This is a genomic window from Streptomyces sp. NPDC092952, assembly GCF_044754785.1.
In the GTDB taxonomy this organism is placed as follows: Bacteria; Actinomycetota; Actinomycetes; order Streptomycetales; family Streptomycetaceae; genus Streptomyces.
In genome coordinates this window covers 40259-60534 of the sequence record NZ_JBIVPT010000016.1, presented here as the reverse complement: position 1 = coordinate 60534, position 20276 = coordinate 40259, and the positions used below count along the sequence as shown (strand labels likewise).

Genomic DNA, 20276 nt, shown 5'->3' with positions numbered 1-20276 from the left:
CGCGGAACGCGCGGCGCCCCGGCGGGATGCACCGGGGCGCCGCGGCGTACGCGGGGAGGACGCGCGTGCGGGGAGGCTCAGCCGTTGGCGAGGGCCTGTACGCGGTCGAGGGCGCCGTTGAAGCGGTTGTGGTCGCCGACGTACGGGCCGGACGAGGTGTACTGCCAGATCGTGTAGAAGCCCCAGCCGGCCGGGAGCTCGCCGACGGTGCTGGCGTACCGGGCCACCCACAGCGGGTTGGTGGCGCCGAAGCCCGCGTTGTTGCCGGTGCAGTCCTTCCACCAGCTGGTCGCGGTGTAGATGACCGCGTCACGGCCGGTGCGCGCCTTGTACGTGTTCACGAAGTCGCGGATCCAGTTGACCATGCCGGCCTGGCTCAGGCCGTAGCACTGGGCGCCGTACGGGTTCCACTCGATGTCGAGCACGCCGGGGAGCGTCTTGCCGTCGCGCGACCAGCCGCCGCCGTGGTCCACGAAGTAGTTGGCCTGGGTGGCGCCGCTCGTGGTGTTGGGGGTCGCGAAGTGGTACGAGCCCCGGATCATGCCCACGTTGTACGAGCCGTTGTACTGCTGCGCGAAGGAGGGGTTCGTGTAGTACGTGCCCTCGGTGGCCTTGGTGTAGGCCCACTTCACGCCGCTGCCCCAGAGCGTCGGCCAGTCGACGTTGCCCTGGTAGCTGGCGACGTCCACGCCTTCGGTCTGGACGGCGCGGGTGTCGCGGGGGAGTCCGGCCTCGCCGTCGTGGGCTATGACGCCCATGCCCATCGTGGCGGTGCCCCTGGCGGGCTTCTTCGCGGCCGCGGCGTCACTGCCGGCGGCGCTCGCCGCACCGGGCAGGGTGAGCATGAGGGAGAGGGCTGCGAGGAGGGTTCCGGCCGCTGCGAAACGGGAGCGGCGGGAGGACCTGGCAGTGGATCTGAGCACCGGCATGGGAGTGCCTCCGAGGACGTGGTGGGGGGACGCGCTGATCCCAGGGGGACGTGGGGCACACCCCCCTGCGGGCATGTAATGGTGTGAACATGCCAGGCATGACGCTACGCACGTAGACCCGCGCTGCGGAAGGGGGTCCGGGCGCCGCCGTTGGTCTACTCCTGCGAAATACTGGCGCAAGCTGCGGTGATGACCTGCGGTGAAAGAAATTTTCAGCGACCGGAAAGCTCATGAGGGGTGTTGACGTGCACGGGAGCGAAAGCGGTAGTGAACCGGGCGCGACCGGAGGGAGTGGTGTGGACCACGCATTCCTCGCGCTGGAGCGGGAGTTGGCAGTCTTCCTGCGCCGGGCCCGCGCCAATTCGGGGGAGATGGCCCGGGAGGTCCACCCCGACCTGGAATCCGCCGCGTACGGCCTGCTCGTCCAGTTGGAGTCGGCGGGGCCGCAGCGGGCCACCGACCTCGCGGCCTACTTCGGCGTGGGCAAGGCGACCATGAGCCGTCAACTCCGCGCCCTGGAAACGCTCGGGCTGGTGATCCGTGAACCCGATCCCGCCGACGGCCGGGCCTTCCTCGTCCACCTCACCGCCGAAGGGCTGGACCGCTACCGCAGCGTCCGCGACGCCCGCCGCGAGCGCTACGTCCGCAAGCTCGCCGACTGGGACCGTGCCGAGGTGGCCGAACTGGCCAGGCTGCTCCACCACTTGAACGCCCGCGCCGAGAACTGACGCCCCTGGCCGGGGGTGGAGGACGTACGGCCTCCGGGGCGGCCCGGGAGGCGCGAGGGCGGGCGCCCGAACGCCCGTCACAGCGTCGCGTGGACCGCCGTCGCGTCGTCGTGCGTCTTGCCGCGGCCCAGCAGCGTCCGTCCGGCCCCCGCGTCCGCCTCCTCCAGCACCCTGACCCGGTCGATCAGCGACTGCGGCCCCTCGTCGCGGAGCACCTTCAGGCAGTCCGCCCAGTCGCCCGCGCGGAACACCTCGGTCCAGCGGGCCGCCCCGTCCGTCAGCGCGGCGATCGCCCGCACCTGGTCGAGCGGGGTGCGCCCGGTCACCGCGCGGGACGCCACGGCGGGGTCGGCGGCCGCGGTGAAGAAGCCGCCCTCCTTGTTGCGCAGCCGGGTGTCGGTGAACGCCGCGGAGTCCAGCGAGCCGGGCGGCAGCCGGTCCAGCCGGTCGTCGAGCACCGGGCGCACGCTCCCGTCCCGCATCCCGAGCAGCAGCACGGAGTCGGAGAGCACCAGGTGCTCGATCTCGTGCTCGTCCCACCGGGCCATGACGACCGTCGCCTGCGGCGTACGTGCGTGAGAAAGGTCACACAGGGAACGGTGCGTGTCGGCGGTGCGCCCAATGGACAGGGCGAGGATCTCCTGAAGGGTCAGATCCTGCCGTGAACCGGACAGTTCGATCAGCGCGCCGCCCAGCCGGGCCGTGAACCACGGAACCGAATGCACACAACCGTCGTCGCCCCGCGGCGGCGTCACCCCGTCCAGCAGGACCAGCGCTCCGCCCCACCCGGAAGCGGGGAGAACGGTGGCCGCCCAGTCCTCGTTCGGGTGTTCGGGACTTCCGGGGGCCGTGGCCAGCGCGAAGAGCATGCGGCCAGTCTGCACGACGCCTTCACGCCCTCCGCACGCCCGTGTGATTGGCCTGAACCTGCGGCTTCCGGCCGGCGGCGGAGCGGAAGGGCGGCCTCCGTGGGGGTGCGGGCGGGCATCCTGCCAAAGCCCGCCCTGAAGTTCCACCCGGCGGACCGGGTGTGGCCGAGGACCTCTCCGGGCAGACTTGTTCGCCAACTCGGGAGTGATGTTCACTCCTTCAGGTGGTGGAGTGGTCGTTGCGTGTCCCCCTCCCAGAAGCGCTGGAATGGTCGGAAGCCGTACCAGTGGGAAGGGACGCCCCCGCGTGTGACCGTGCGTCACCTCTGCTTCATGGGCGGACGAGTCAAGAATGCGAGCACCGGTGCAGAAGAAGCGGCCTCGGAGCAAGGGCGAAGAGCGGAACGGTTCCGGGGCGGTGTCACCGGCCCCCGCCGAGAGCGGGAGCACCCGGCGCCCCGTACGGGTGCGGAGCAGGCTGGTCGCCGGAGTCGCGGTGGTCGGGGTCACCGTCATCGCGGCCGGTGCTCCCATGGTCCTCACCGCCTCCTCCGAGTTGAACGACTCGCAGCGCCTGGTCACCCTCGCCGAGCTGAACCAGCAGGCCGTCGCCCTCGCCCACGCGCTGGCCGACGAGCGCGACGACGTCACCGCCAGGATCGCCGCGGGCCGGGACGGGAAGACCGGCGCGGACGACGCCCGGAGCACCCGGGTCGACCAGCGGGTCGAGGAGATCCGGGCCGCCGCCCCCGCCGCGCTCCGCCGCGACCTCGCCGGCATCCCCTCCCTGCGCCGCGAGGCGCTCAGCGGCAAGGGCACGGCGCTGGAGGCCCACCAGGCGTACTCCGAGATCATCGGCAAGCTCCAGGACCTCGCCGAGGAGCTGACGGAGAAGACCCCGCCGCGCGCCTCGGGGGCCACCCGCGCCTCGCTCGCCCTCGCCCGCGCCACCGAACAGGCCGCCGCCACCCGGGGGCTGCTGCTCGCCGCGCTCTCCGTGCCGGGCGGGGCCACCACCCCGCAGATCGACCCGGTGACCGGGCTTCCGGTGCAGAACGGTTCGAGCACGATCGACCCGGCGACCGGGCTGCCGGTCCAGCCGCAGGACGGCGCGAGCGCCAAGGACGACCGCACCCGCGACGAGCTGAGCGCCGCCGCCCAGCTGTCCCGGGTCCGCGAGCTCGGCGCGCTCGCCGACTTCGACCAGGTCGCGGGAGCCACCGCCCGCGACAGGCTGGCGTCCACGGTCACCGGACCTGAGGTCGCCAGCGCGGAGAAGTACCTCAACAGGCTCACCGCCCGCCCCGAACTGTCCGAGAGCGGCCGTGCCACCAGCCGCAAGAAGGCCGGGGCGGCGCTCTCCGCGCGGATCGACCGGATGCGGAGCGTCGAATCGGCCCTGGGCACCGAGCGGGTCGGCCGGCTGGAGCAGCTGCGCGACGACGACGTCACCGCGCTCGAACTGCGCATCGCGCTGCTCGGCGGCTGCCTGCTGATCGCCGTCGGCGTCTCCACCGCCGTGGCCCGGACCCTCACCCAGCCGCTCGCCGTGCTCCGGATCGGCGCCGCCCGGCTCGCCACGGAGCCCGAGACCGCAGAGCCGGTCCGCTACACCGGCCGCAACGACGAGTACGCCCAGGTCGTACGGTCCCTCAACAGCCTGCACGCGAGGCTCCAGGGGCTCCTGACCCGGTTCAACGGCCGCTTCGCGGACCTGGAGGGCGAGCGCGGCGAGCTGGCCGCCGGGCGCGAGGCCCTCGCCGCCGAGCGCGCCGAGCTCCAGACCGCGACCGCGGAGCTCACGGCCGAGCTGGAGCAGCTGAAGAACACCGTCCACCACACCTTCGTCAACCTCTCGCTGCGCACCCTCGGCCTGGTCGACCGCCAGCTGGGCGTCATCGAGGGCCTGGAGGACCGGGAGCAGGACCCGGAGCGGCTGGCCACCCTCTTCAAGCTCGACCACATGGCCACCGTCATGCGCAGACACAGCGAGAACATGCTGGTCCTCGCGGGCGCCGAGCACGGCCACGGGCACGCCGGGCCGATCCCGCTGGTCGACGTGGCGCGCGCGGCGGTCTCCGAGATCGAGCGGTACGAGCGGGTCGTCATCCAGGCCCTGCCGCCGCACGCCCAGGTCGCCGGCTTCGCCGCCGACGACCTCAGCCACCTGCTCGCCGAGCTGCTGGAGAACGCGACCGCCTTCTCGCCGCCGGAGTCCCGGATCCAGCTCTCCGGCTGGCTGCTGGAGAGCGGCGAGGTGATGCTCTCCGTGCAGGACGACGGCCTGGGGATGCCCGCGGACCGGATGACGGAGCTGAACGCCCGGCTCGCCGACCCGACCCTGTTCGAGGCGGGCGACCGGAGCGCGGAGGGGGCCGGGCTCGGCCTCCAGGTCACCGCGCTGCTGGCGGCCCGGCACGGCGTACGCGTCGAGCTGCGCGAGCACACCGGCAGCGGGCTCACCGCCGTCGTCGTCCTGCCCAAGGCCCTGCTGCCGGAGGCGCTCCCGGCCGCCACCCCGCCCCCGGCGAAGTCCTCCGGTTCCGCGCCCACGCTGAACCTCCCGGGCTCGGTCGCCGAGGCCAACTCCAACGCCCTGCCCGCCCGTACGCCGTCGGCCGGGCCGGAGCCGCAGCCGGAGCTGTCGTCCGGCGAGCCGCAGCCGCCGTCCGGCGACGAGCAGCCGACCGCGACCGCACCGGAACCGCGGCCCGCCGAACCCCAGCGGCCCGCCGAACCCCGGCCGTCCGCCGGGGAACGGCCGTCCGCCGAGGAGCCGCGGTCGTCCGGGGAGCGGCCCGCCGAGGACCCGCTGATCGCCGCCGCCGAGCGGGCGATCCGGGCGTCGGGCGCCGACTCCGTACCGGCCCCGGCAGCCGCCGAGCCGGCCCCGAAGTCCCCGGCCCCGGCCGAGTCGGAGTCCGAGGTCACCCTCCAGGTCCGCCTCCCCGTCGTACCGAAGCCCGCGGGCTCCCCGCGGCCCGAGGCGGCGGACCGGTACGCCATCGGCCCCGACCGCCATGAGCGGACGCCGGACCAGCCCCGGGACCGCATCCCGGAGCAGCGCACCCAACCGCCCGCGGAAGCCGCTTCCGCCGCACCGGCGGAGCCCGCCGCTCCCGCCGGGCGCGTCACCGACAAGGGGCTGCCCAAGCGCACCCCCCGCATCACCAAGCCCGCCGCGGCGGCCACCACCGAGCGCAAGGGGAACCTGGACAAGGAGGCGCTGCGCCGACGGCTCGGCGGCTTCCACCAGGGCGCGAAGGACGGCCGCCGGGACGTCGAGGCGGAGATCGCCGAAGGGCACCCCGCCCCGCCCGGCGCACCCACCGACCAGCACAGCGACGCGGCCCGACCGGGCAGCAGCATGACCGACCAGACGGATGAGACGGGGGACACAGTCGAGGAGGCACGCAGTTGACTGCGCCGAGCACCATCGGGCTGAGCACCGAGGCCCGCAACCTGCACTGGCTGCTGAGCAATCTGGTGGAGGAGGTACCAGGGGTCCACTCGGTCACCGTCGTCTCGTCCGACGGACTGATGCTGCTCTCCTCCGACCCCGGCCGTCTGGCCGCCGCGAACACCACGAACGCCGGGGTCTCCGACGGCCCCAGGGGCTCCAGCGCCGATCTGGCGACCATCGTCTCCGGCATCGGCAGCCTCACCATCGGTGCCGCCAAACTGATGGACGGCGGCGGCGTCAAGCAGACGATGGTCGCCATGGACGAGGGCAGCGTCTTCGTCATGTCGATCAGCGACGGCTCCCTGCTCGGGGTGCACGCCACCCCGGACTGCGACATGAGCGTCATCGCGTACCACATGGCGCTCTTCGTCGGCCGGGCCGGACACGTACTCACCCCCGAACTCCGCAGTGAACTGCGCAAATCGATGGAGAGCACCCAGTGAAGCCCGCTGCCGAATCCGCGCCCAGGCTCCCCGTACGCGGGGCCGACCGCAGGCCCGCCCGGGTCCGCCCGTACTCCCTCACCGGCGGCCGCACCCGCTTCGGGCACGTCCTGCTCGTCGAGACCTTCGTCGCCGCGCTCGACGCCCCCGAGGAGCGCCGCGAACTGACCAACGGCAGCCTGTCGACCCGGGTCATGCCCGAGCTCCAGGCGATCGTCGAGATCTGCCGCCGGATGCGCACCGTCGCGGAGATCTCGGCCCTGCTGAAGATGCCGCTCGGCGTGGTCCGGGTCCTCCTCAGCGACCTGGCCGACCAAGGAAAGATCCGCGTGTACGGAACCGGTCACGGCACCGGCCAGCCCGACCGCGCACTGCTCGAAAGGGTGCTCAATGGACTCCGCCGTCTCTGAGTCGACGCTCTTCGCCCCGCGCCGGCCGGGCACAGCGGACCAGGCAGAGGAATCGCTCCAGGCCTGGCAGCTCGACCGCACCCGGGCCCCCATCGCCACGAAGATCGTGGTCGCGGGCGGCTTCGGCGTCGGCAAGACGACCTTCGTGGGGGCCGTCTCCGAGATCACCCCGCTGAAGACCGAAGCGATGATGACCCAGGCCAGCGAGGAGACCGACGACCTCTCCGCGACGCCCGAGAAGGTCACCACCACCGTCGCGATGGACTTCGGCCGGATCACCCTCGACGACGACCTGGTGCTCTACGTGTTCGGCACCCCGGGGCAGCAACGTTTCTGGTTCATGTGGGACGACCTGGTGCGCGGCGCGATCGGCGCGGTCGTGATGGCCGACACCCGCCGGCTCGCCGACTGCTTCCCCGCCCTCGACTACTTCGAGAGCTGCGGCCTGCCCTACATCGTGGCCGTCAACCACTTCGAGGGGACGCCCGGATTCGAGGCGGAGGACGTACGGGAGGCCCTGACCATAGCCCCGCACGTACCTGTTGTGATCATGGACGCGCGTAACCGGATCACCGTCGTCGAGTCCCTGCTGGCCCTGGTCGGCCACGCCCTCGACGCCACCCCCGCCTAGGGCGTGTCCGGCGGATCATGGCCGGGATCGCGGTGTCCGGTACGGCACCTCGCGGCGTTGCCGAAACGTCCCCATGGCTCCGCTATGAAGACGCTCCGGCGCCCTGCGATGCACCGCACCGGACACCGCGCCCTGCCCGCCCCTGATCCGCCGGACACGCCCTAGACGTCCCAGACACAGCACGGAGAAGCGCGATGCGGAAGATACTCATAGTCGGAGCAGGTCAGTCCGGCCTCCAGCTCGCCCTCGGACTCCAGTCCAAGGGGTACGAAGTCACCCTCATGTCCAACCGCACCGCCGACGAGATCCGCTCCGGGCGGGTCATGTCCACGCAGTGCATGTTCCACACCGCGCTCCAGTACGAGCGGGACTACCAGCTCAACTTCTGGGAGTCCCAGGCCCCGCGCATCGAGGGCCTCGGCGTCTCCGTCGCGGCGCCGGACTCCTCGCGCGCCGTCGACTGGGTCGGCAAGCTGGACGGCTTCGCCCAGTCCGTCGACCAGCGGGTGAAGATGGCCGGCTGGATGGAGACGTTCGCCCAGCGCGGCGGGCAGCTCGTCATCCACGGCGCGGCCGTCTCGGACCTGGACTACTTCTCCCGCGCCTACGACCTCGTACTGGTCTCCGCGGGCAAGGGCGAGCTGGTCTCCATGTTCGGCCGGGACGCCTCCCGTTCGCCGTTCGACGCCCCGCAGCGCGCCCTGGCCGTCGCGTACGTCCACGGCATGGGCCCGCGCCCGGAGCACCCGGAGTTCGACGCGGTCCGCTGCAACCTGGTCCCCGGCGTCGGCGAGCTCTTCGTGATGCCGACCCTGACCACCTCCGGGCGCGCCGACATCCTGTTCTGGGAAGGCGTCCCCGGCGGCCCGGTCGACGTCTTCCGGGGCATCAAGGACCCCGCCGAGCACCTGGAGACGACCCTGGCGCTGATGGAGAAGTTCCTCCCCTGGGAGTACGCCCGCGCCACCAAGGTCGAACTGACCGACGCCAACGGCACCCTGGCGGGCCGGTACGCCCCGACCGTGCGCAAGCCGATCGGCCGACTGCCCGGCGGCGGCCTGGTGCTCGGCGTCGCGGACGTCGTCGTCGCCAACGACCCGATCACCGGCCAGGGCTCCAACTCGGCCTCCAAGTGCGCCAACGCCTACCTGGACTCGATCGTCGAGCACGGCGACGGCGAGTTCGACGAGGCATGGATGCAGGCCACGTTCGACCGCTACTGGGACACCGCCCAGCATGTCGTGAAGTGGACCAACGCCATGCTCGGCGTACCGCCCGAGCACGTACTGAACCTGATCGGCGCCGCCGGCCAGCTCCAGCCGGTCGCCGACCGCTTCGCCAACGGCTTCAACGACCCGGCGGACTTCGAGAACTTCTTCTTCGACCCGGAGAAGACCAACGCGTACCTCGCCGAGGCCTCGGGCGCCGCGTAGGCGTCCGACCTGCGGAGCAGCGGTCAACGCTGGTGAACACGCCGGTGCCTGTGGGCCGTCCTCGGACGGCCCACAGGCGGTTCGGCGGTCGGCCCGGTGGGGCGGGGACGGGGCCCGGTCGTGGTGTCTCCGTGGGGGCTCACGGCGCCCGCAGGATGGACCCCTGGTCACCCCCGCGGGGGTGCCGTACCCCGAGAGCGCGGGCCGTTGAGCGGCCCAACCCCTAAGGCGGCCCTCCGGGTGCGCCCGGGGATCATCCCGATACCTCATGACGGGGCCGGGCAGAGACCGTATGGGCATGACCTCAACGGCACGCAGAACCCGGCTGCTCTCCGTCCTCATCCCCTTCCTGCTGCTGTGCTACGGGGTGCTGCGCCTGATCGACGGCATGGACGGCGACCACGGCCCGGGGACGGCCTGGAACCTCGGCCACACGTTCTTCCTCGCCGCCTTCCTCCTGTTCGGCGTCCTCGTCGTGGAGCTGCGCCGCCTCGTTCCCGTAGCCACCGCCCGGACGCGGACCGCCGCTGGTGCCGCCGCGGTCGCCGGAGTATTCGGCGCGGGCTGTTTCGTGTGGGTCATCCTCGGCGATCTGTTCTCCGGCCTGGCCGACTCCGCCCCGCTGCCCGGCCTTCTGGAGATGGCGGGCCCGCTCGCCTTCCAGCTCGGCATGCTCATCCTGCTGATCATGCTGGCGGCCCTACGGCCCAGGCGGCTGCCCGTGTGGAGCCCGGTGCTCGTGTTCGTGTCCTTCGCCCTGATCACGGTCGACCTCGACCTGATCCCGCTCGCGGCCGTCGGCCTCCTGGCCGGCCTCGCACCGCTGGCCCGCGACCGCACGCTTCGTACAGCGCCGTAGGCCTCCCTGCCGCGTCAGCACCTGCAGGTCAAGGGAACGTACCGCCGGCGCCACACATCCTTACAACTGCACCAAGCGGTGTGAGCCGTGCAGCCCTCGACAGACGAAGTGAGCACCACCATGAGCGCGTCCCCGGTCATCGCCCCAGTGCCCGGTACGAGTGGAAGATCCTGGGCCTACGCGACAGTGTCGGCATGCGTCGGAGGAATCCTGCTCGGCGTCCTGACCAACCTGCTCCAGGGCTGGCTTCCGGGTGCGTGGAACCAGATCGTCAACTCCGGTGGGGTCTGGTCCGTCGCCGCGTTCGCCGCAGGCGCGCTGGTGGCCCGGAAGACCGGCTTGTCCACGGCCGTCGTCGCGGGCCTGCTCGCCGAGTCCGGTCTCGTCGTCGGCTACTACGGCTACGCGGAGGTCGGCCGCGACGGCATGGGCTCCCTGTTCGCTCCGCTCGTCTGGCTCGGCATGGCGTTCATCGCCGGTCCCCTCTTCGGGGCGGCGGGCTTCGGGTGGCGAGGGACCAGCCCGCGCCACCGTGTCATCGGCCTTGCCGCGCTGGCGGGCGTTTTCGGCACGGAAGGCATCCACTACGCCTGGGTTCTGCACTACGCCCCCCAGGCATGGGCCTGCCTCGCCCTTCTGGTTCTCGTCCCCCTGCTCATGGGCCGCACCCACAGAGAACGCGTGCTGACCCTCCTGACCGCCCTTCCCTTCTCGCTGCTGGCCTACCTCGTCTTCTACAGACTGATCCTGACGACACTCCTCGGCTGAGAACACGCGGGGGACGGGGAGAACCCGCAGCCGCAGGGGCACGGGTCGGCCCCGCCGCCGTCCCGCCCGTCGCAGTCCGCCGTCCCGGCGGCCTCAGCGCCTCGGGGCGGACGAGGAGCCGTACCCCGTGTGCGAGCCCGAGGCGGCGCCCGAGGGGAGCCTCGGCAGCCGGTACTTGGACAGCGGGGTGCCGCCCGGGTCGGGGCGCACCGCGCCCAGCAGCGGGTTCGACCCCATCGGCGACACCTTCACCCGCGAACCCGGCCGGGGCGCCTGCACCACCAGCCCCTTGCCGATGTAGAGCGCGACATGCGTGGCCCTCGGGAAGTAGATCACCAGGTCCCCCGGGCGCAGCGCGTTCACCGGGACCTTCCGCAACTGCCGCCACTGCTCCTGGGAGGTCCTCGGGATGGGCCGGCCCGCCTTCGCCCAGGCCCGCGAGGTGAGCCCCGAGCAGTCGAAGGAGTTCGGGCCCTGCGCGCCCCACACGTACGGCTTGCCGATCTGCTCGATCGCGTACGCCACCGCCCGGCGGCCCGCCGCGGACGGCCGCCCGGTCGAGGAGAGCGCACCGGAGGCGGCCAGGGCGTGCTGCGCCTGTGTCGTCTGGCGCTGCTCCAGCCGGTCCAGCGCGCCGAGCTGGCTGCCGGAGAGCGAGGCCAGCATCGTCTCGACGTCCTTGAGCCGGGACCGGACCGCATCCCGCTGTTTCTTCCGCTTCGACACCAGCGTCTGCTGCCGGTCCAGCGCCGCACGGGACTCGGCGGCCAGCCGGTCGGCGCGCTTCTCGGCACCGGTGAGCCGCTGCACGGCCGCCGTCCGCACGGTGGCCGCGCGCCGGATCAGATGCTCCTGGTCCAGGAGGCCCTCGGGGTTCCGGGACATCAGCAGTTGCAGATACGCCGAGAAGTCGGACCGGCCCTGGTACTGCTCCCGGGCGAGCCGCCCCACCGCGTCACGGCTGTCGGCCAGCGCGGTCTGGGCGGTGACGAGCGCGGCGTCCAGCTTCTTCACCTGCGCCTTGCGCTGCTTCAGCTCCGCCACGGTCCCGTTGTACGCCTCGGCGGCCTCCTCGGCCTGTTGATACAACTGCCGCATTTCTGACAATAGTTGGGCGACACTCTTATTCTTCGGGGCGACCGGGACGGGGGCGGCGACGGCCGCCGGTGCGAGGACGGCCACGGTCAGGGCCGCGGCACAGACCGTACGGGAGACTCCACCTGGCATGACACACCTCCGGCAACGGGGCGATCATGGGACTACCCCATAAGTGAGCGCAACGAGACAATACGGTCACTCGATGTCGCGGGATGCAAGAACCGTGGCGCGTGGCGGCGGGCGGATTCGCCCGGAAGGGCGCGGGGCAGGACAGCTCAAGTGCGGCGGTTCAGCGGCATGCAGGGGTGGGAACGGCCCAGGAGGCCGGTGGAGAAGCGGGAGGGGCTGTGTCGTCCGGTTCCGGAACTCTTCAGGGGCTGCGGCCATGTCTCCGGTGTCGGGGCGTCCGGGGTTCGGCGGAGGCCTTTGCCGCTCCGCTCCGTGTGTTGGCGGGAGGAGTGCGACGTGGTCATGCGGGGCGGTGAAAGTGCCGAGGCGTATGCGGCCGAGGTGGTGAGGAAGGCTGCCGAGGGCGGGCGGATCGATCCGGATGTCCTCACGGAAGTGGAGGACGATCGCTGGGATCGCTTGAATCCCAGGATCATCTTGATAGCGGCGATCGAGATAATTCTCCGTGATCGATCGAGGGATGATTCGCCGAGTGCTGTCCAGGTGGCTCCAAGGTACGTGGAGCTCTTCCCCGCGGGGGATGTTCTGGCGATGACCAGAATTTTTCTCGGAGATGTTTCCGCTGTATCTGAGGGGAATTCTCGCGGATATTTCACGCTGCCCGGCGTGGTGGGATTCCTTTCCGCCCTCCTCGCGGAGGAGTCCATGTCGCGAGAGAGCGCGGACAGGCTCGTTTCGGCAGCGGTCGAGGTGTGCCGGGAATCGCTGTGTGGTGACGTCATTCGGCGGGGCCTCGGGTCCGGGCCGTGGGACATCGAGGAGATCGATGTATCCGAACTGGATCTCATCGACATGGGAGGAATCCTGGTCCTCGAATCGGCGGGCATGGAAGTGCGGCCCATCGAGTTCGATGGTCAAATGCTGGCCGTTACGTTGGTGCGCGGCGACACCGCCGTTCAGCTCCAAGCCTTCCGGGCCGATTCGGGCGTTCTCTGGGAGAGCGTTCGCACGGACATGGTTGCCGGTATACGTGCCCAGGGGGGCAGGGCAACGGAATGGGTCGACCGGGCGGGGGTCGAGATCAGGGCGTCCGTCCCGAGGGTGACGGAATCCGGCCATCAGGTGACCAGGGACATCAGGGTTCTCGGAAGCGACGGACCTGGTTGGATGCTGCGGGCCGTGGTGAGCGGTGCCGGAGCCGCCTCCGGGAACGGGGCCGACTGGGCCTACGCGACGTTTCTGTCCACCGTGGTCGTCGGCACGTACGCCCTGTCCGGGACGAGTGACGTGATCGGGTTGCACCCGCCCACGCGGTGACATGCGGATCCGGTCGGTGACCCGCCGCCCCGGTCGCGTCGTAGGTGCGTGGCCGCGACCGGGGCGGGGTCTCAGTCGACCGGGAAGGCGTAGAAGATCCGGTCGCGTTGGACCACGACGGTGCGGTCGGCGGGCAGGACGCGGTATGGGGCGGTGACCGTGGGGCCCTTGGGGTCCTGGGTGCCGATGTCCTGGAACTTCCACAGCCGTCGGCCGTCCGCCGAGGCGAAGGCGGTGACCTGGGAGGCGTCCGCGGCCAGCAGTGTTCCGCCGCCCGCGCTGAGGGTGACGGCGGGGGCCGCCGTGCCGATGGCCGCCTCCGTGGAGCGCCGCCAGCGCAGCCGTCCCGTCTCCCGTTCGACGGCGCCGACCTCCTGGTTGCGGCTGGTGACGTGCAGCACCGTCCCGGAGACCACGGGGGTGCCGAACGGGGCCCCGCCGGTGCCGTTCAGCGTCCATTTCGGCTTGCCGGCCGGGGTCTCGAACGCCTGGAGGGCGTCGCCCACCGCCGCGTACAGCAGTCCCCGGTCGTCGCCGGCGACCGCGGCGTCCGGCGCGACCGAGCCGAGCGACCGGTCCCACTGCGGCTTCCCGGTCTTCCGGTCGAAGCTCCGGAAGACCGCCTTGCCCTTGTCGGCCTTGACCTGTCCGGGGGCGAGCGTGGCCGAGGTCTGCCGCACGACCACACCGTCCTCGCGGACCGCGACCAGCCGGTGGACGGGGGTGGCGGGGCCGCGCCCTGCGGGTACCGGGGTCCGCCACAGCTGGGCGCGGCGGGCGAGGTCGTAGCCGAACAGGTACGCCTTGACGACCTGTTGGTCCTTGCCGCGCTTCTTGCCCTTCTTCGGCGGCGGGGCCTTGACCGTGACGGTCTCGGTGGCGGTGAACCACAGCTCCGTCCCCGACGCGCCGGCCACCGACGGGGCGGCGAGCGACGGCGTCTCGGGGGAGAGCTCCGCGAGGGCCGCCCGGTGCACGGTCTTCCCGTCCTTCGGTGACAGCCAGAGGAACGCGGACGGGGTCGCCACGAAGCAGAAGTCCTGCCCGGCGTCCGGTACGGCCCGGCCACCGGCCGCGTCCTTGTTCTCCCAGATCCGGCGCCCGGTCCGCAGGTCGACGGCGGACGCGCCGGCCTCGCCGGTCAGCACCAGCAGCCGGTTGTTCCAGACGGTGGCGGTGAGCGACGCGGCGTCGGCCTCCGGGTGCGTGTACACCCAGCGGGGCCGCGGCGGCAGGCCCGCGACGGTGGGGCCGCCGTGGCTCGGCGAGGGCCCGGCGTTGTCGTCGGTGTCCCCGTCGCCGCCCGCCAGCGCGAGCGCGCCGCCCCCGCCGACGAGCAGCCCGGCGGCCCCGGCGGCGAGCCCGATGAACAGGCTCCGCCGCCCGACGTCCGAAGCGGAGGAGGGGGGCGGGGTGGTGGGACGGGCACCCAGCGGGACCGGAAGCGGCCGGGGGTCCGCCGCGCCCGGCGGCGCGGGCAGGGCGGGCAGCGCGGAGGCGGACGGCGGCACGGCCGGTACGGGGGAGAGCCCGGCGGGCAGCGCCGGTACGGGCCCCGAGGACGGGACCGCGGGCAGCGCCGCGGACGCCGGCGGCAGCGCGGGGCGGCCGGTCAGCTCCTGCGGGACGGCCAGTTGGGTCGTGGGCCGGTCCGTCGCCGGGGCCCGGCGGGCGATGTCCCCGAGCTGGGCGGTCCGGGTGTCGGCGGGCGGCGCGGCGGCGGGCACCGGAGCCTCGGCGGCCCCGGTCGCCTCCGCGGTGGGTGATTCCGGCGTTCCCGGCGCCTCCGTCGCCTCGATCCGCTCACCGGCCGCGACGGCCTCCCGTACGCGTATTCCCTGCTCCACCACCGCGGCCGCCGTCGCCTCCGGCAGCCAGCCGCCCTCCGCCGACTCCGCCGCGCCCCCGGGGGCCAGCTCGGCCGCGATCTCCTCGGCGCTCGGCCGGGCGGCCGGGTCCTTCTCCAGGCAGCGGGCGATCAGGTCGCGCAACTCCTCGGGCACAGCGCCCAGTTCAGGAGCCGTACGGGCGATCCGCTCGGCGCCCTCGGCGGCCGGCCCCTCGGCGAGCGGGGTCGTGCCGGTCGCCGCGTACGCCAGCAGCAGGCCCAGTACGAAGAGGTCCGAGGCGGGGCCGGGCTCCTCGCCCTCGACCTGTTCCGGCGTCAGATAGCCGAGCCGTACCGACAACTGGCCGCCGGGGCCCGCCGACGCGTCGACCGCAGCCCCCAGCGGGCCGAAGGCGATCAGCCGGGGCCCGTCCCCGGCCAGCAGTACCGTGTGCGGGGCCAGCCCCTGGAGCACCGCCCCGGAGGCGTGCACCCGCGCCAGGACCTCGGCGAGCCCCGCGCCCAGCACCCGCACGGCCCGCTCGGGCAGCGGCCCGGTCGTCCCGATGACCTCCGCCAGGGTCAGCGCGGGCAGGTACGGGGCGGCCGTCCACTGCAACTCGTCGGCCTCGCCGTCCGGGCCGTCCGGCGAAGGCTGGACCCAACTCCCGGCCAGTTCACGCGCGGTGCGGGCCTCCGCCTGGAAGCGGCGCCGGAAGACGGGCTGCGAGGCGAGTCCGGTACGGGCCGCGGTGACCACCACCGCGTCGTCCCCGGTGGCGCCGCGCGCGAGGTACAGCACACTGCCCGCGGTCGTACGCATCCGCGCGAGCACGGTGTACGGGCCGAAGCGGCGTGGATCGTCCTGACGCAGCGCCTCCATGGCGCACCCCCTCGCTGACCGTCCCTGGGCACCAGAGCGTCGATCCTAGGGGGTACGGGCGGCCGTCTCCGCTACCGGGCCCGTCAGCCCGGCTTGGACCAGGGCCACTTGAGGGTGCGGCGCTCCCGGCCCTCCGGCACGTACTCGTACACCCAGCCGCGCTGGATGCCCAGCCGCTTGGAGTAGCCGGCCGGGACCCTGCGGTACGCGTGCACCGTGGCGGGCCCGCCGTCGGCGGACGGTACCGGGACCTCGTACCACTTGGGCGGATGGCCGGTCGGGCCGACCAGCACGGGCAGCACCCGGCCGTCCAGGGGGCCGCCGGTGAAGGCGGTGTTCTCGCTTCGCACCGCCCCAGTCTGACCGATGGGCCCGCGCCCGGCAGCGGGCGGCCCGCCGAGACCGGGAGCGGGGGCCCGTCCGCCCGTCTGTCCGTCCCGGACGGTGCTCGGCCCGCCGAGGCCGGACCTGTCAGTCGTCCCGGCCGGTCATCGTCCGGTCATCGTCCGGCCCCGGGCAGCAGATGGCCCGCCCCGCCGAGCACCGGGCCCAGGCCCGCGGCCAGGCGGCCCGCCGGGCCCTCCGGCCGCTCCAGCGGCAGCAGCGCCGCCATCACCTCCGCGGTCTGCGGGTCGCTCGCCGCGGTCGCGGCCAGCAGCGCCATCAGATGGTCCACCAGCCAGTCCCGCAGCTCCGACGCGGCGGGCCGCTTCTCCTCGTCCAGCCAGATCAGGGACGCCGCCTCGACCGCCGCGATCCAGGTCCGCACCATCATCCGCAGCCGGGGGCCCGGCTCGGACCGCTCGCCCAGATGGCGCAGGATCTGCTCGGCCGCCGCCCGCCGCACCTCGTCGACGATCGCCGACGTGCGCGAGGTCTCGGCGACGCTGCCGCCGCGCAGCAGCGCGCTGAACCCGGTGTCGTGCCCGTCGACGAAGGCGAGGTAGCGGTCCAGCACCCGCGTCACCCGCTCGGTGGGCGGCCCCACCGGCGGCTCGGCGAAGCAGAGGATCAGCTCCTCGGCGGCCGAGCGCAGCGCCGCCTCGTACAACTGCTGCCGCCCGCCCGGGAAGTAGCGGTAGACGAGCGGACGGGAGACCCCCGCGACACTCGCCACCTCGTCGAGCGAGACCTCGTCGGGGGCCCGGTGGGCGAAGAGGGAGAGCGCCGCGCCGAGCAGTTGGGCGCGGCGCTCCTCGACACTGAGCCTTCGGTACGCACGGGCCGGTGACGCGGCGGCGACAGGGGTCATGGTCCGAAGCCTAGGCGCTCTGTCCCAGGACACGCCCCGGCCGTTCAGGCCAGCAGTCCGGAACGCTTCCACAGCTTGCGCCCCACCCCGTTCAGCACCCCGATGTCCTCGAAGAAGTCCGTCAGCCGCTTCGCGCCCGACTGCATGACCTCGGCGCGGTGGCCGCTCGCCCGTACCTGGGCGACGGCCTCGCGGCGGTCCAGGCCGACGTGCTCGTACACCTGCGGGTTGACGAAGCAGACGGAGAAGACGCGGGCCGCCTCCCCGCAGCTCAGCCGGGTCAGCCGGCGCTCCCAGGCCGGGGCGGTCACCATCTGGCGGCGCAGCTCCTCACGGGCGTAGCGGACGTGCCGCGCCTCCTCGACGACATGGATGCGGGTCACACCGCGCACCAGCGTCTGGACGCGCTCGTCGGGGAAGGTCAGCCGCTGCATCCAGTCCAGGATCTCCTCGCCCAGCAGGGTCGCGGCGAACGAGCCGGGGGTGGTGGAGATGGTCTTCAGCACCCGGGCGAGGTTGTGGTAGACGCGCGGTACGGGGTAGTCGGGCGAGCCGCCCCACTTGATCATGCGGCCGAACATCATCGAGTGCCGGCACTCGTCGGCTATCTCGGTCAGCGCGTAGCGGACGTGGTTGCTGGTCACCGGCCGGTCGTAGATGTGCCGGACCAGCAGCTGCATCAGGATGATCTCGAACCAGATGCCCAGCGAGGCGAGCGAGGCGCCCTCGTGCCGGGAGAGTTCGATCCGCTGCTCCTCGGACATCCGCCGCCACAGCGGGGTGTCGTAGAGCGAGACGAGCTCGGGCGGCCAGAACCACTTGCCCTCCTCGACCGGGGCGTCCCAGTCCAGCTCCTTGTCCGGGTCGAAGGAGTGCCTGGCCGAGGATTCGAGGAGCCGGGCGGCCACCTGTTCGCGGTCCCGGAGCGGTCCGAGTGCGTCGCGCAGGAGTTGGACGTCGGCTTCGGTCACTGGGGTCATTCGGGGGCACCTCGCTATGGGGTTACCGGCGGTCACTTCTTATGAGACTCCCAGTCAGCAAGGCCGTCAATCCCTTCCGCGCGACTTGTTGACCCGGCGTCTACCAACGTGTGAACCTGCCAACTGAGCGCACCGCCAAGGGAATTGCCGCCAACCGCCAGGCGAAGGAGCCGTCCGTGTCGACACACGACCTCTACACCACCGCCCCCGGGACATCGCTGTGGGAGGTGCCCGCCTCCGGCGCCGCCCGCTTCAGCTGGGACTACGACGACGGCCGCGAACGCCTGCTCGCCCTCTACCAGAAGGGCAAGGACAAGCAGTGGGACGGCAACAAGCGCATCGACTGGTCCCTGGAGGTCGACCCGGAGGACCCGCTGGGCACCCCCGACGAGGCCCTCACCCTCTACGGCACCCCGCACTGGGACAAGATGACCGGGAAGGACCGCGGCCGGCTGCGCAGCCACTACACCTCCTGGCAGTTCAGCCAGTTCCTCCACGGTGAGCAGGGCGCCATGATCTGCGCCGCCCGGATCGTCGAGTCCGTCCCCGACCTGGACGCCAAGTTCTACTCCGCGACCCAGGCCATGGACGAGGCCCGGCACGCGGAGGTGTACGGCCGGTTCCTGCACGAGAAGGTCGGGATGGTCTACCCGATCAACGACAACCTCCAGGCCCTGCTCGGCGACACCCTGCGCGACTCCCGCTGGGACATGCCCTACCTCGGCATGCAGGTCCTCATCGAGGGCCTCGCGCTGGCCGCGTTCGGCATGATCCGCGACACCACGACCAAGCCGCTGCCCAAGCAGATACTGGCCTACGTCATGCAGGACGAGGCCCGGCACGTCGCGTTCGGGCGGATGGCGCTGCGCGACTACTACAAGCAGCTGAGCGAGGCCGAGCGGCGCGAGCGCGAGGAGTTCGTCATCGAGGGCTGCTACCTGATGCGCGACCGGCTCAGCGGTGTCGAGGTGCTGGAGAACTTCGGCATCGGCAAGCGGGAGGCCAAGGAGCTGTCCGAGCACTCGGAGTTCCTCCAGCTCTTCCGGAAGCTGCTGTTCAGCCGGATCGTGCCGTGCGTCAAGGACATCGGCCTGTGGGGCGAACGGCTCCAGAAGGCCTACGTCGACATGGGCGTCCTCGAACTCGGCGACTTCAACCTGGACCTGCTGATGGCCCAGGACGAGGAGATCGCCGAACAGCTCGACCGGGACCGGTTCGCCGCGGAGGAGCAGGCCCGGGTCGCCGAGGTCGAGGAGGCGATAGCCCAGGGCGGGGGCGCCTGAGCGGGCGGTGCGTGGCCGGAAACGGGATGTGCGCCGCGGGGCGGCGCGGCAAGGATGGCCACCATGACCACACCGCCGCCACCGCCGCCCGCGTACGCCGCCGACCCCGCCGCCGCCCGCCGCAGCCTGGAGGCGCTGGCCCTCGGGGACGCCTTCGGGGAGCGCTGGTTCCCCCTCTTCCGTGAACCCCGGCGGGCGGCCGCCGAGATCCGGGCCCGCCGCACCCCCGACGAGCCCGTCTGGCACTGGACCGACGACACCGCGCTGGCCCGCGCCCTGCTGAGGGTGCTGGACGAGCACGGCCGGGTGGAGCAGGACCGGCTCGCCCTCTGCTTCGCCCTCTCCTACGGGACCGACCGGGCCCGGGGGTTCGGGCACGGCATGCACATGCTGCTGCCCGCGCTCCTGACGGCACCCGCCGACTGGCGCACCCTGGCCCCCGGACTCTTCGAGGGCGGCAGCCTCGGCAACGGCGCGGCGATGCGGGTCGCCCCGCTCGGCGCCTACTTCCACCACGACCTCGACCTCGTCGCGGAACAGGCCGCGCGCCAGGCGGAGGTCACCCACGCCCACCCGGAGGGGATCGCGGGCGCGGTGGCGGTCGCGGTTGCCGCCGCGCTGTCCGTACGGGGCACGCTCACCCTGGCCGAGGTCGCCGCACTGACCCCTGCGGGGCTCGTCCGCGACGGGCTGCGCCGGGCCGCCGACGTCCCCTTCGACACCGCGCCGTGGAAGGCCTCCGACCTGCTGGGCAGCGGGCAGCGCATCCGCGCCGACGACACTGTGCCGTTCGCCCTGTGGACCGCGGCCCGGCACCCGGACGACCTGGAGGCGGCGCTCTGGGCGACGGCCGAGGGACTCGGCGACGTCGACACCACGTGCGCCGTCACCGGCGGCGTGGTCGGCGCGGCCACCGGGACCACCGGGGTGCCCGAGTCCTGGCTGCGGCGTCGCGAGCCGCTGGACTGACGCC

At 72.6% G+C, this 20276-nt stretch carries 18 protein-coding genes; 11 read left to right on the top strand and 7 right to left on the bottom strand.

Features of this window, described 5'->3' with window-relative positions; genetic code table 11:
• Window positions 1–77 precede the first annotated feature (77 nt).
• Window positions 78–929, bottom strand: a complete 852-nt coding sequence (locus ACIQGQ_RS29175; RefSeq protein ID WP_402401057.1) for a lysozyme — start codon at window positions 927–929, stop codon at window positions 78–80.
• 230 nt (window positions 930–1159) lie between these two features.
• Between ACIQGQ_RS29175 and ACIQGQ_RS29170 the strand changes: the two genes are divergently transcribed.
• Entirely contained in the window at window positions 1160–1657 is a 498-nt protein-coding gene (locus ACIQGQ_RS29170; RefSeq protein WP_402401054.1) for a MarR family winged helix-turn-helix transcriptional regulator, read from the top strand.
• A 77-nt stretch (window positions 1658–1734) separates the two neighbouring features.
• Here the strand turns inward: ACIQGQ_RS29170 and ACIQGQ_RS29165 are convergent, their stop codons facing one another.
• Window positions 1735–2526, bottom strand: a complete 792-nt coding sequence (locus ACIQGQ_RS29165; protein ID WP_402401051.1) for a hypothetical protein — start codon at window positions 2524–2526, stop codon at window positions 1735–1737.
• Window positions 2527–2890: 364 nt separating this feature from the next.
• Between ACIQGQ_RS29165 and ACIQGQ_RS29160 the strand changes: the two genes are divergently transcribed.
• The 7 genes from ACIQGQ_RS29160 (at window position 2891) to ACIQGQ_RS29130 (ending at window position 10533) form a co-directional block, all read left to right on the top strand.
• Window positions 2891–5947 (top strand): nitrate- and nitrite sensing domain-containing protein, encoded by a 3057-nt coding sequence (locus tag ACIQGQ_RS29160; protein ID WP_402401276.1) that lies wholly within the window; start codon window positions 2891–2893, stop codon window positions 5945–5947.
• Entirely contained in the window at window positions 5944–6432 is a 489-nt protein-coding gene (locus ACIQGQ_RS29155; protein WP_402401048.1) for a roadblock/LC7 domain-containing protein, read from the top strand. The genes ACIQGQ_RS29160 and ACIQGQ_RS29155 overlap by 4 nt, the downstream gene beginning before the upstream one ends.
• Window positions 6429–6842 (top strand): DUF742 domain-containing protein, encoded by a 414-nt coding sequence (locus tag ACIQGQ_RS29150; protein ID WP_352277121.1) that lies wholly within the window; start codon window positions 6429–6431, stop codon window positions 6840–6842. Before ACIQGQ_RS29155 ends, ACIQGQ_RS29150 begins: the two co-directional genes overlap by 4 nt.
• Complete coding sequence (locus tag ACIQGQ_RS29145) at window positions 6823–7473, top strand: ATP/GTP-binding protein (RefSeq protein ID WP_366293269.1); 651 nt, start codon at window positions 6823–6825, stop codon at window positions 7471–7473. Before ACIQGQ_RS29150 ends, ACIQGQ_RS29145 begins: the two co-directional genes overlap by 20 nt.
• Window positions 7474–7667: 194 nt before the next feature.
• A complete protein-coding gene (locus tag ACIQGQ_RS29140) occupies window positions 7668–8906 on the top strand; it encodes a styrene monooxygenase/indole monooxygenase family protein (protein ID WP_402401044.1) in 1239 nt (412 codons plus the stop codon).
• Between the two features lie 298 nt (window positions 8907–9204).
• Window positions 9205–9765 (top strand): hypothetical protein, encoded by a 561-nt coding sequence (locus tag ACIQGQ_RS29135; protein ID WP_402401041.1) that lies wholly within the window; start codon window positions 9205–9207, stop codon window positions 9763–9765.
• A gap of 120 nt (window positions 9766–9885) precedes the next feature.
• The gene (locus ACIQGQ_RS29130; RefSeq protein WP_402401039.1) at window positions 9886–10533 is read left to right on the top strand and encodes a DUF6518 family protein; all 648 of its coding nucleotides are present in this window, start codon (window positions 9886–9888) and stop codon (window positions 10531–10533) included.
• A 93-nt stretch (window positions 10534–10626) separates the two neighbouring features.
• Here the strand turns inward: ACIQGQ_RS29130 and ACIQGQ_RS29125 are convergent, their stop codons facing one another.
• The gene (locus tag ACIQGQ_RS29125; protein WP_402401036.1) at window positions 10627–11760 is read right to left on the bottom strand and encodes an NlpC/P60 family protein; all 1134 of its coding nucleotides are present in this window, start codon (window positions 11758–11760) and stop codon (window positions 10627–10629) included.
• Between the two features lie 342 nt (window positions 11761–12102).
• On the opposite strand from ACIQGQ_RS29125, the gene ACIQGQ_RS29120 reads away from it, so the two are divergent.
• The gene (locus ACIQGQ_RS29120; RefSeq protein ID WP_402401273.1) at window positions 12103–13077 is read left to right on the top strand and encodes a DUF3710 domain-containing protein; all 975 of its coding nucleotides are present in this window, start codon (window positions 12103–12105) and stop codon (window positions 13075–13077) included.
• A 71-nt stretch (window positions 13078–13148) separates the two neighbouring features.
• On the opposite strand, the gene ACIQGQ_RS29115 is transcribed toward ACIQGQ_RS29120, so the two are convergent.
• The 4 genes from ACIQGQ_RS29115 to ACIQGQ_RS29100 all read right to left on the bottom strand — a co-directional run bounded on the left by ACIQGQ_RS29115 (window position 13149) and on the right by ACIQGQ_RS29100 (window position 18020).
• Complete coding sequence (locus ACIQGQ_RS29115) at window positions 13149–15788, bottom strand: PQQ-binding-like beta-propeller repeat protein (RefSeq protein ID WP_402401033.1); 2640 nt, start codon at window positions 15786–15788, stop codon at window positions 13149–13151.
• A gap of 83 nt (window positions 15789–15871) precedes the next feature.
• On the bottom strand, window positions 15872–16138 hold the full coding sequence (locus ACIQGQ_RS29110; protein ID WP_402401030.1) for a hypothetical protein: 267 nt from the start codon (window positions 16136–16138) through the stop codon (window positions 15872–15874).
• 149 nt (window positions 16139–16287) lie between these two features.
• Window positions 16288–17040 carry a TetR/AcrR family transcriptional regulator gene (locus ACIQGQ_RS29105; RefSeq protein WP_402401027.1) on the bottom strand — a complete coding sequence of 251 codons (753 nt, stop codon included), beginning with the start codon at window positions 17038–17040 and terminating at the stop codon, window positions 16288–16290.
• A 44-nt stretch (window positions 17041–17084) separates the two neighbouring features.
• Window positions 17085–18020 (bottom strand): diiron oxygenase, encoded by a 936-nt coding sequence (locus ACIQGQ_RS29100; protein ID WP_402401024.1) that lies wholly within the window; start codon window positions 18018–18020, stop codon window positions 17085–17087.
• A 176-nt stretch (window positions 18021–18196) separates the two neighbouring features.
• Between ACIQGQ_RS29100 and ACIQGQ_RS29095 the strand changes: the two genes are divergently transcribed.
• Together ACIQGQ_RS29095 and ACIQGQ_RS29090 are read left to right on the top strand one after the other, a co-directional pair.
• A complete protein-coding gene (locus tag ACIQGQ_RS29095; protein WP_402401021.1) occupies window positions 18197–19303 on the top strand; it encodes a ferritin-like domain-containing protein in 1107 nt (368 codons plus the stop codon).
• 54 nt (window positions 19304–19357) lie between these two features.
• Window positions 19358–20272, top strand: coding sequence for an ADP-ribosylglycohydrolase family protein (locus ACIQGQ_RS29090; RefSeq protein WP_402401018.1), 915 nt, complete (start codon window positions 19358–19360; stop codon window positions 20270–20272).
• Window positions 20273–20276 lie beyond the last annotated feature (4 nt).

Bases quoted from the DNA above. Each gene is read 5' to 3' on its own strand.
- ACIQGQ_RS29175 (WP_402401057.1), bottom strand. From the start codon at position 929: ATGCCGGTGCTCAGATCCACTGCCAGGTCCTCCCGCCGCTCCCGTTTC.
- ACIQGQ_RS29170 (WP_402401054.1), top strand. From the start codon at position 1,160: ATGAGGGGTGTTGACGTGCACGGGAGCGAAAGCGGTAGTGAACCGGGC.
- ACIQGQ_RS29165 (WP_402401051.1), bottom strand. From the start codon at position 2,526: ATGCTCTTCGCGCTGGCCACGGCCCCCGGAAGTCCCGAACACCCGAAC.
- ACIQGQ_RS29145 (WP_366293269.1), top strand. From the start codon at position 6,823: ATGGACTCCGCCGTCTCTGAGTCGACGCTCTTCGCCCCGCGCCGGCCG.
- ACIQGQ_RS29140 (WP_402401044.1), top strand. From the start codon at position 7,668: ATGCGGAAGATACTCATAGTCGGAGCAGGTCAGTCCGGCCTCCAGCTC.
- ACIQGQ_RS29135 (WP_402401041.1), top strand. From the start codon at position 9,205: ATGACCTCAACGGCACGCAGAACCCGGCTGCTCTCCGTCCTCATCCCC.
- ACIQGQ_RS29130 (WP_402401039.1), top strand. From the start codon at position 9,886: ATGAGCGCGTCCCCGGTCATCGCCCCAGTGCCCGGTACGAGTGGAAGA.
- ACIQGQ_RS29125 (WP_402401036.1), bottom strand. From the start codon at position 11,760: ATGCCAGGTGGAGTCTCCCGTACGGTCTGTGCCGCGGCCCTGACCGTG.
- ACIQGQ_RS29120 (WP_402401273.1), top strand. From the start codon at position 12,103: ATGCGGGGCGGTGAAAGTGCCGAGGCGTATGCGGCCGAGGTGGTGAGG.
- ACIQGQ_RS29115 (WP_402401033.1), bottom strand. From the start codon at position 15,788: ATGGAGGCGCTGCGTCAGGACGATCCACGCCGCTTCGGCCCGTACACC.
- ACIQGQ_RS29105 (WP_402401027.1), bottom strand. From the start codon at position 17,040: ATGACCCCTGTCGCCGCCGCGTCACCGGCCCGTGCGTACCGAAGGCTC.
- ACIQGQ_RS29100 (WP_402401024.1), bottom strand. From the start codon at position 18,020: ATGACCCCAGTGACCGAAGCCGACGTCCAACTCCTGCGCGACGCACTC.
- ACIQGQ_RS29090 (WP_402401018.1), top strand. From the start codon at position 19,358: ATGGCCACCATGACCACACCGCCGCCACCGCCGCCCGCGTACGCCGCC.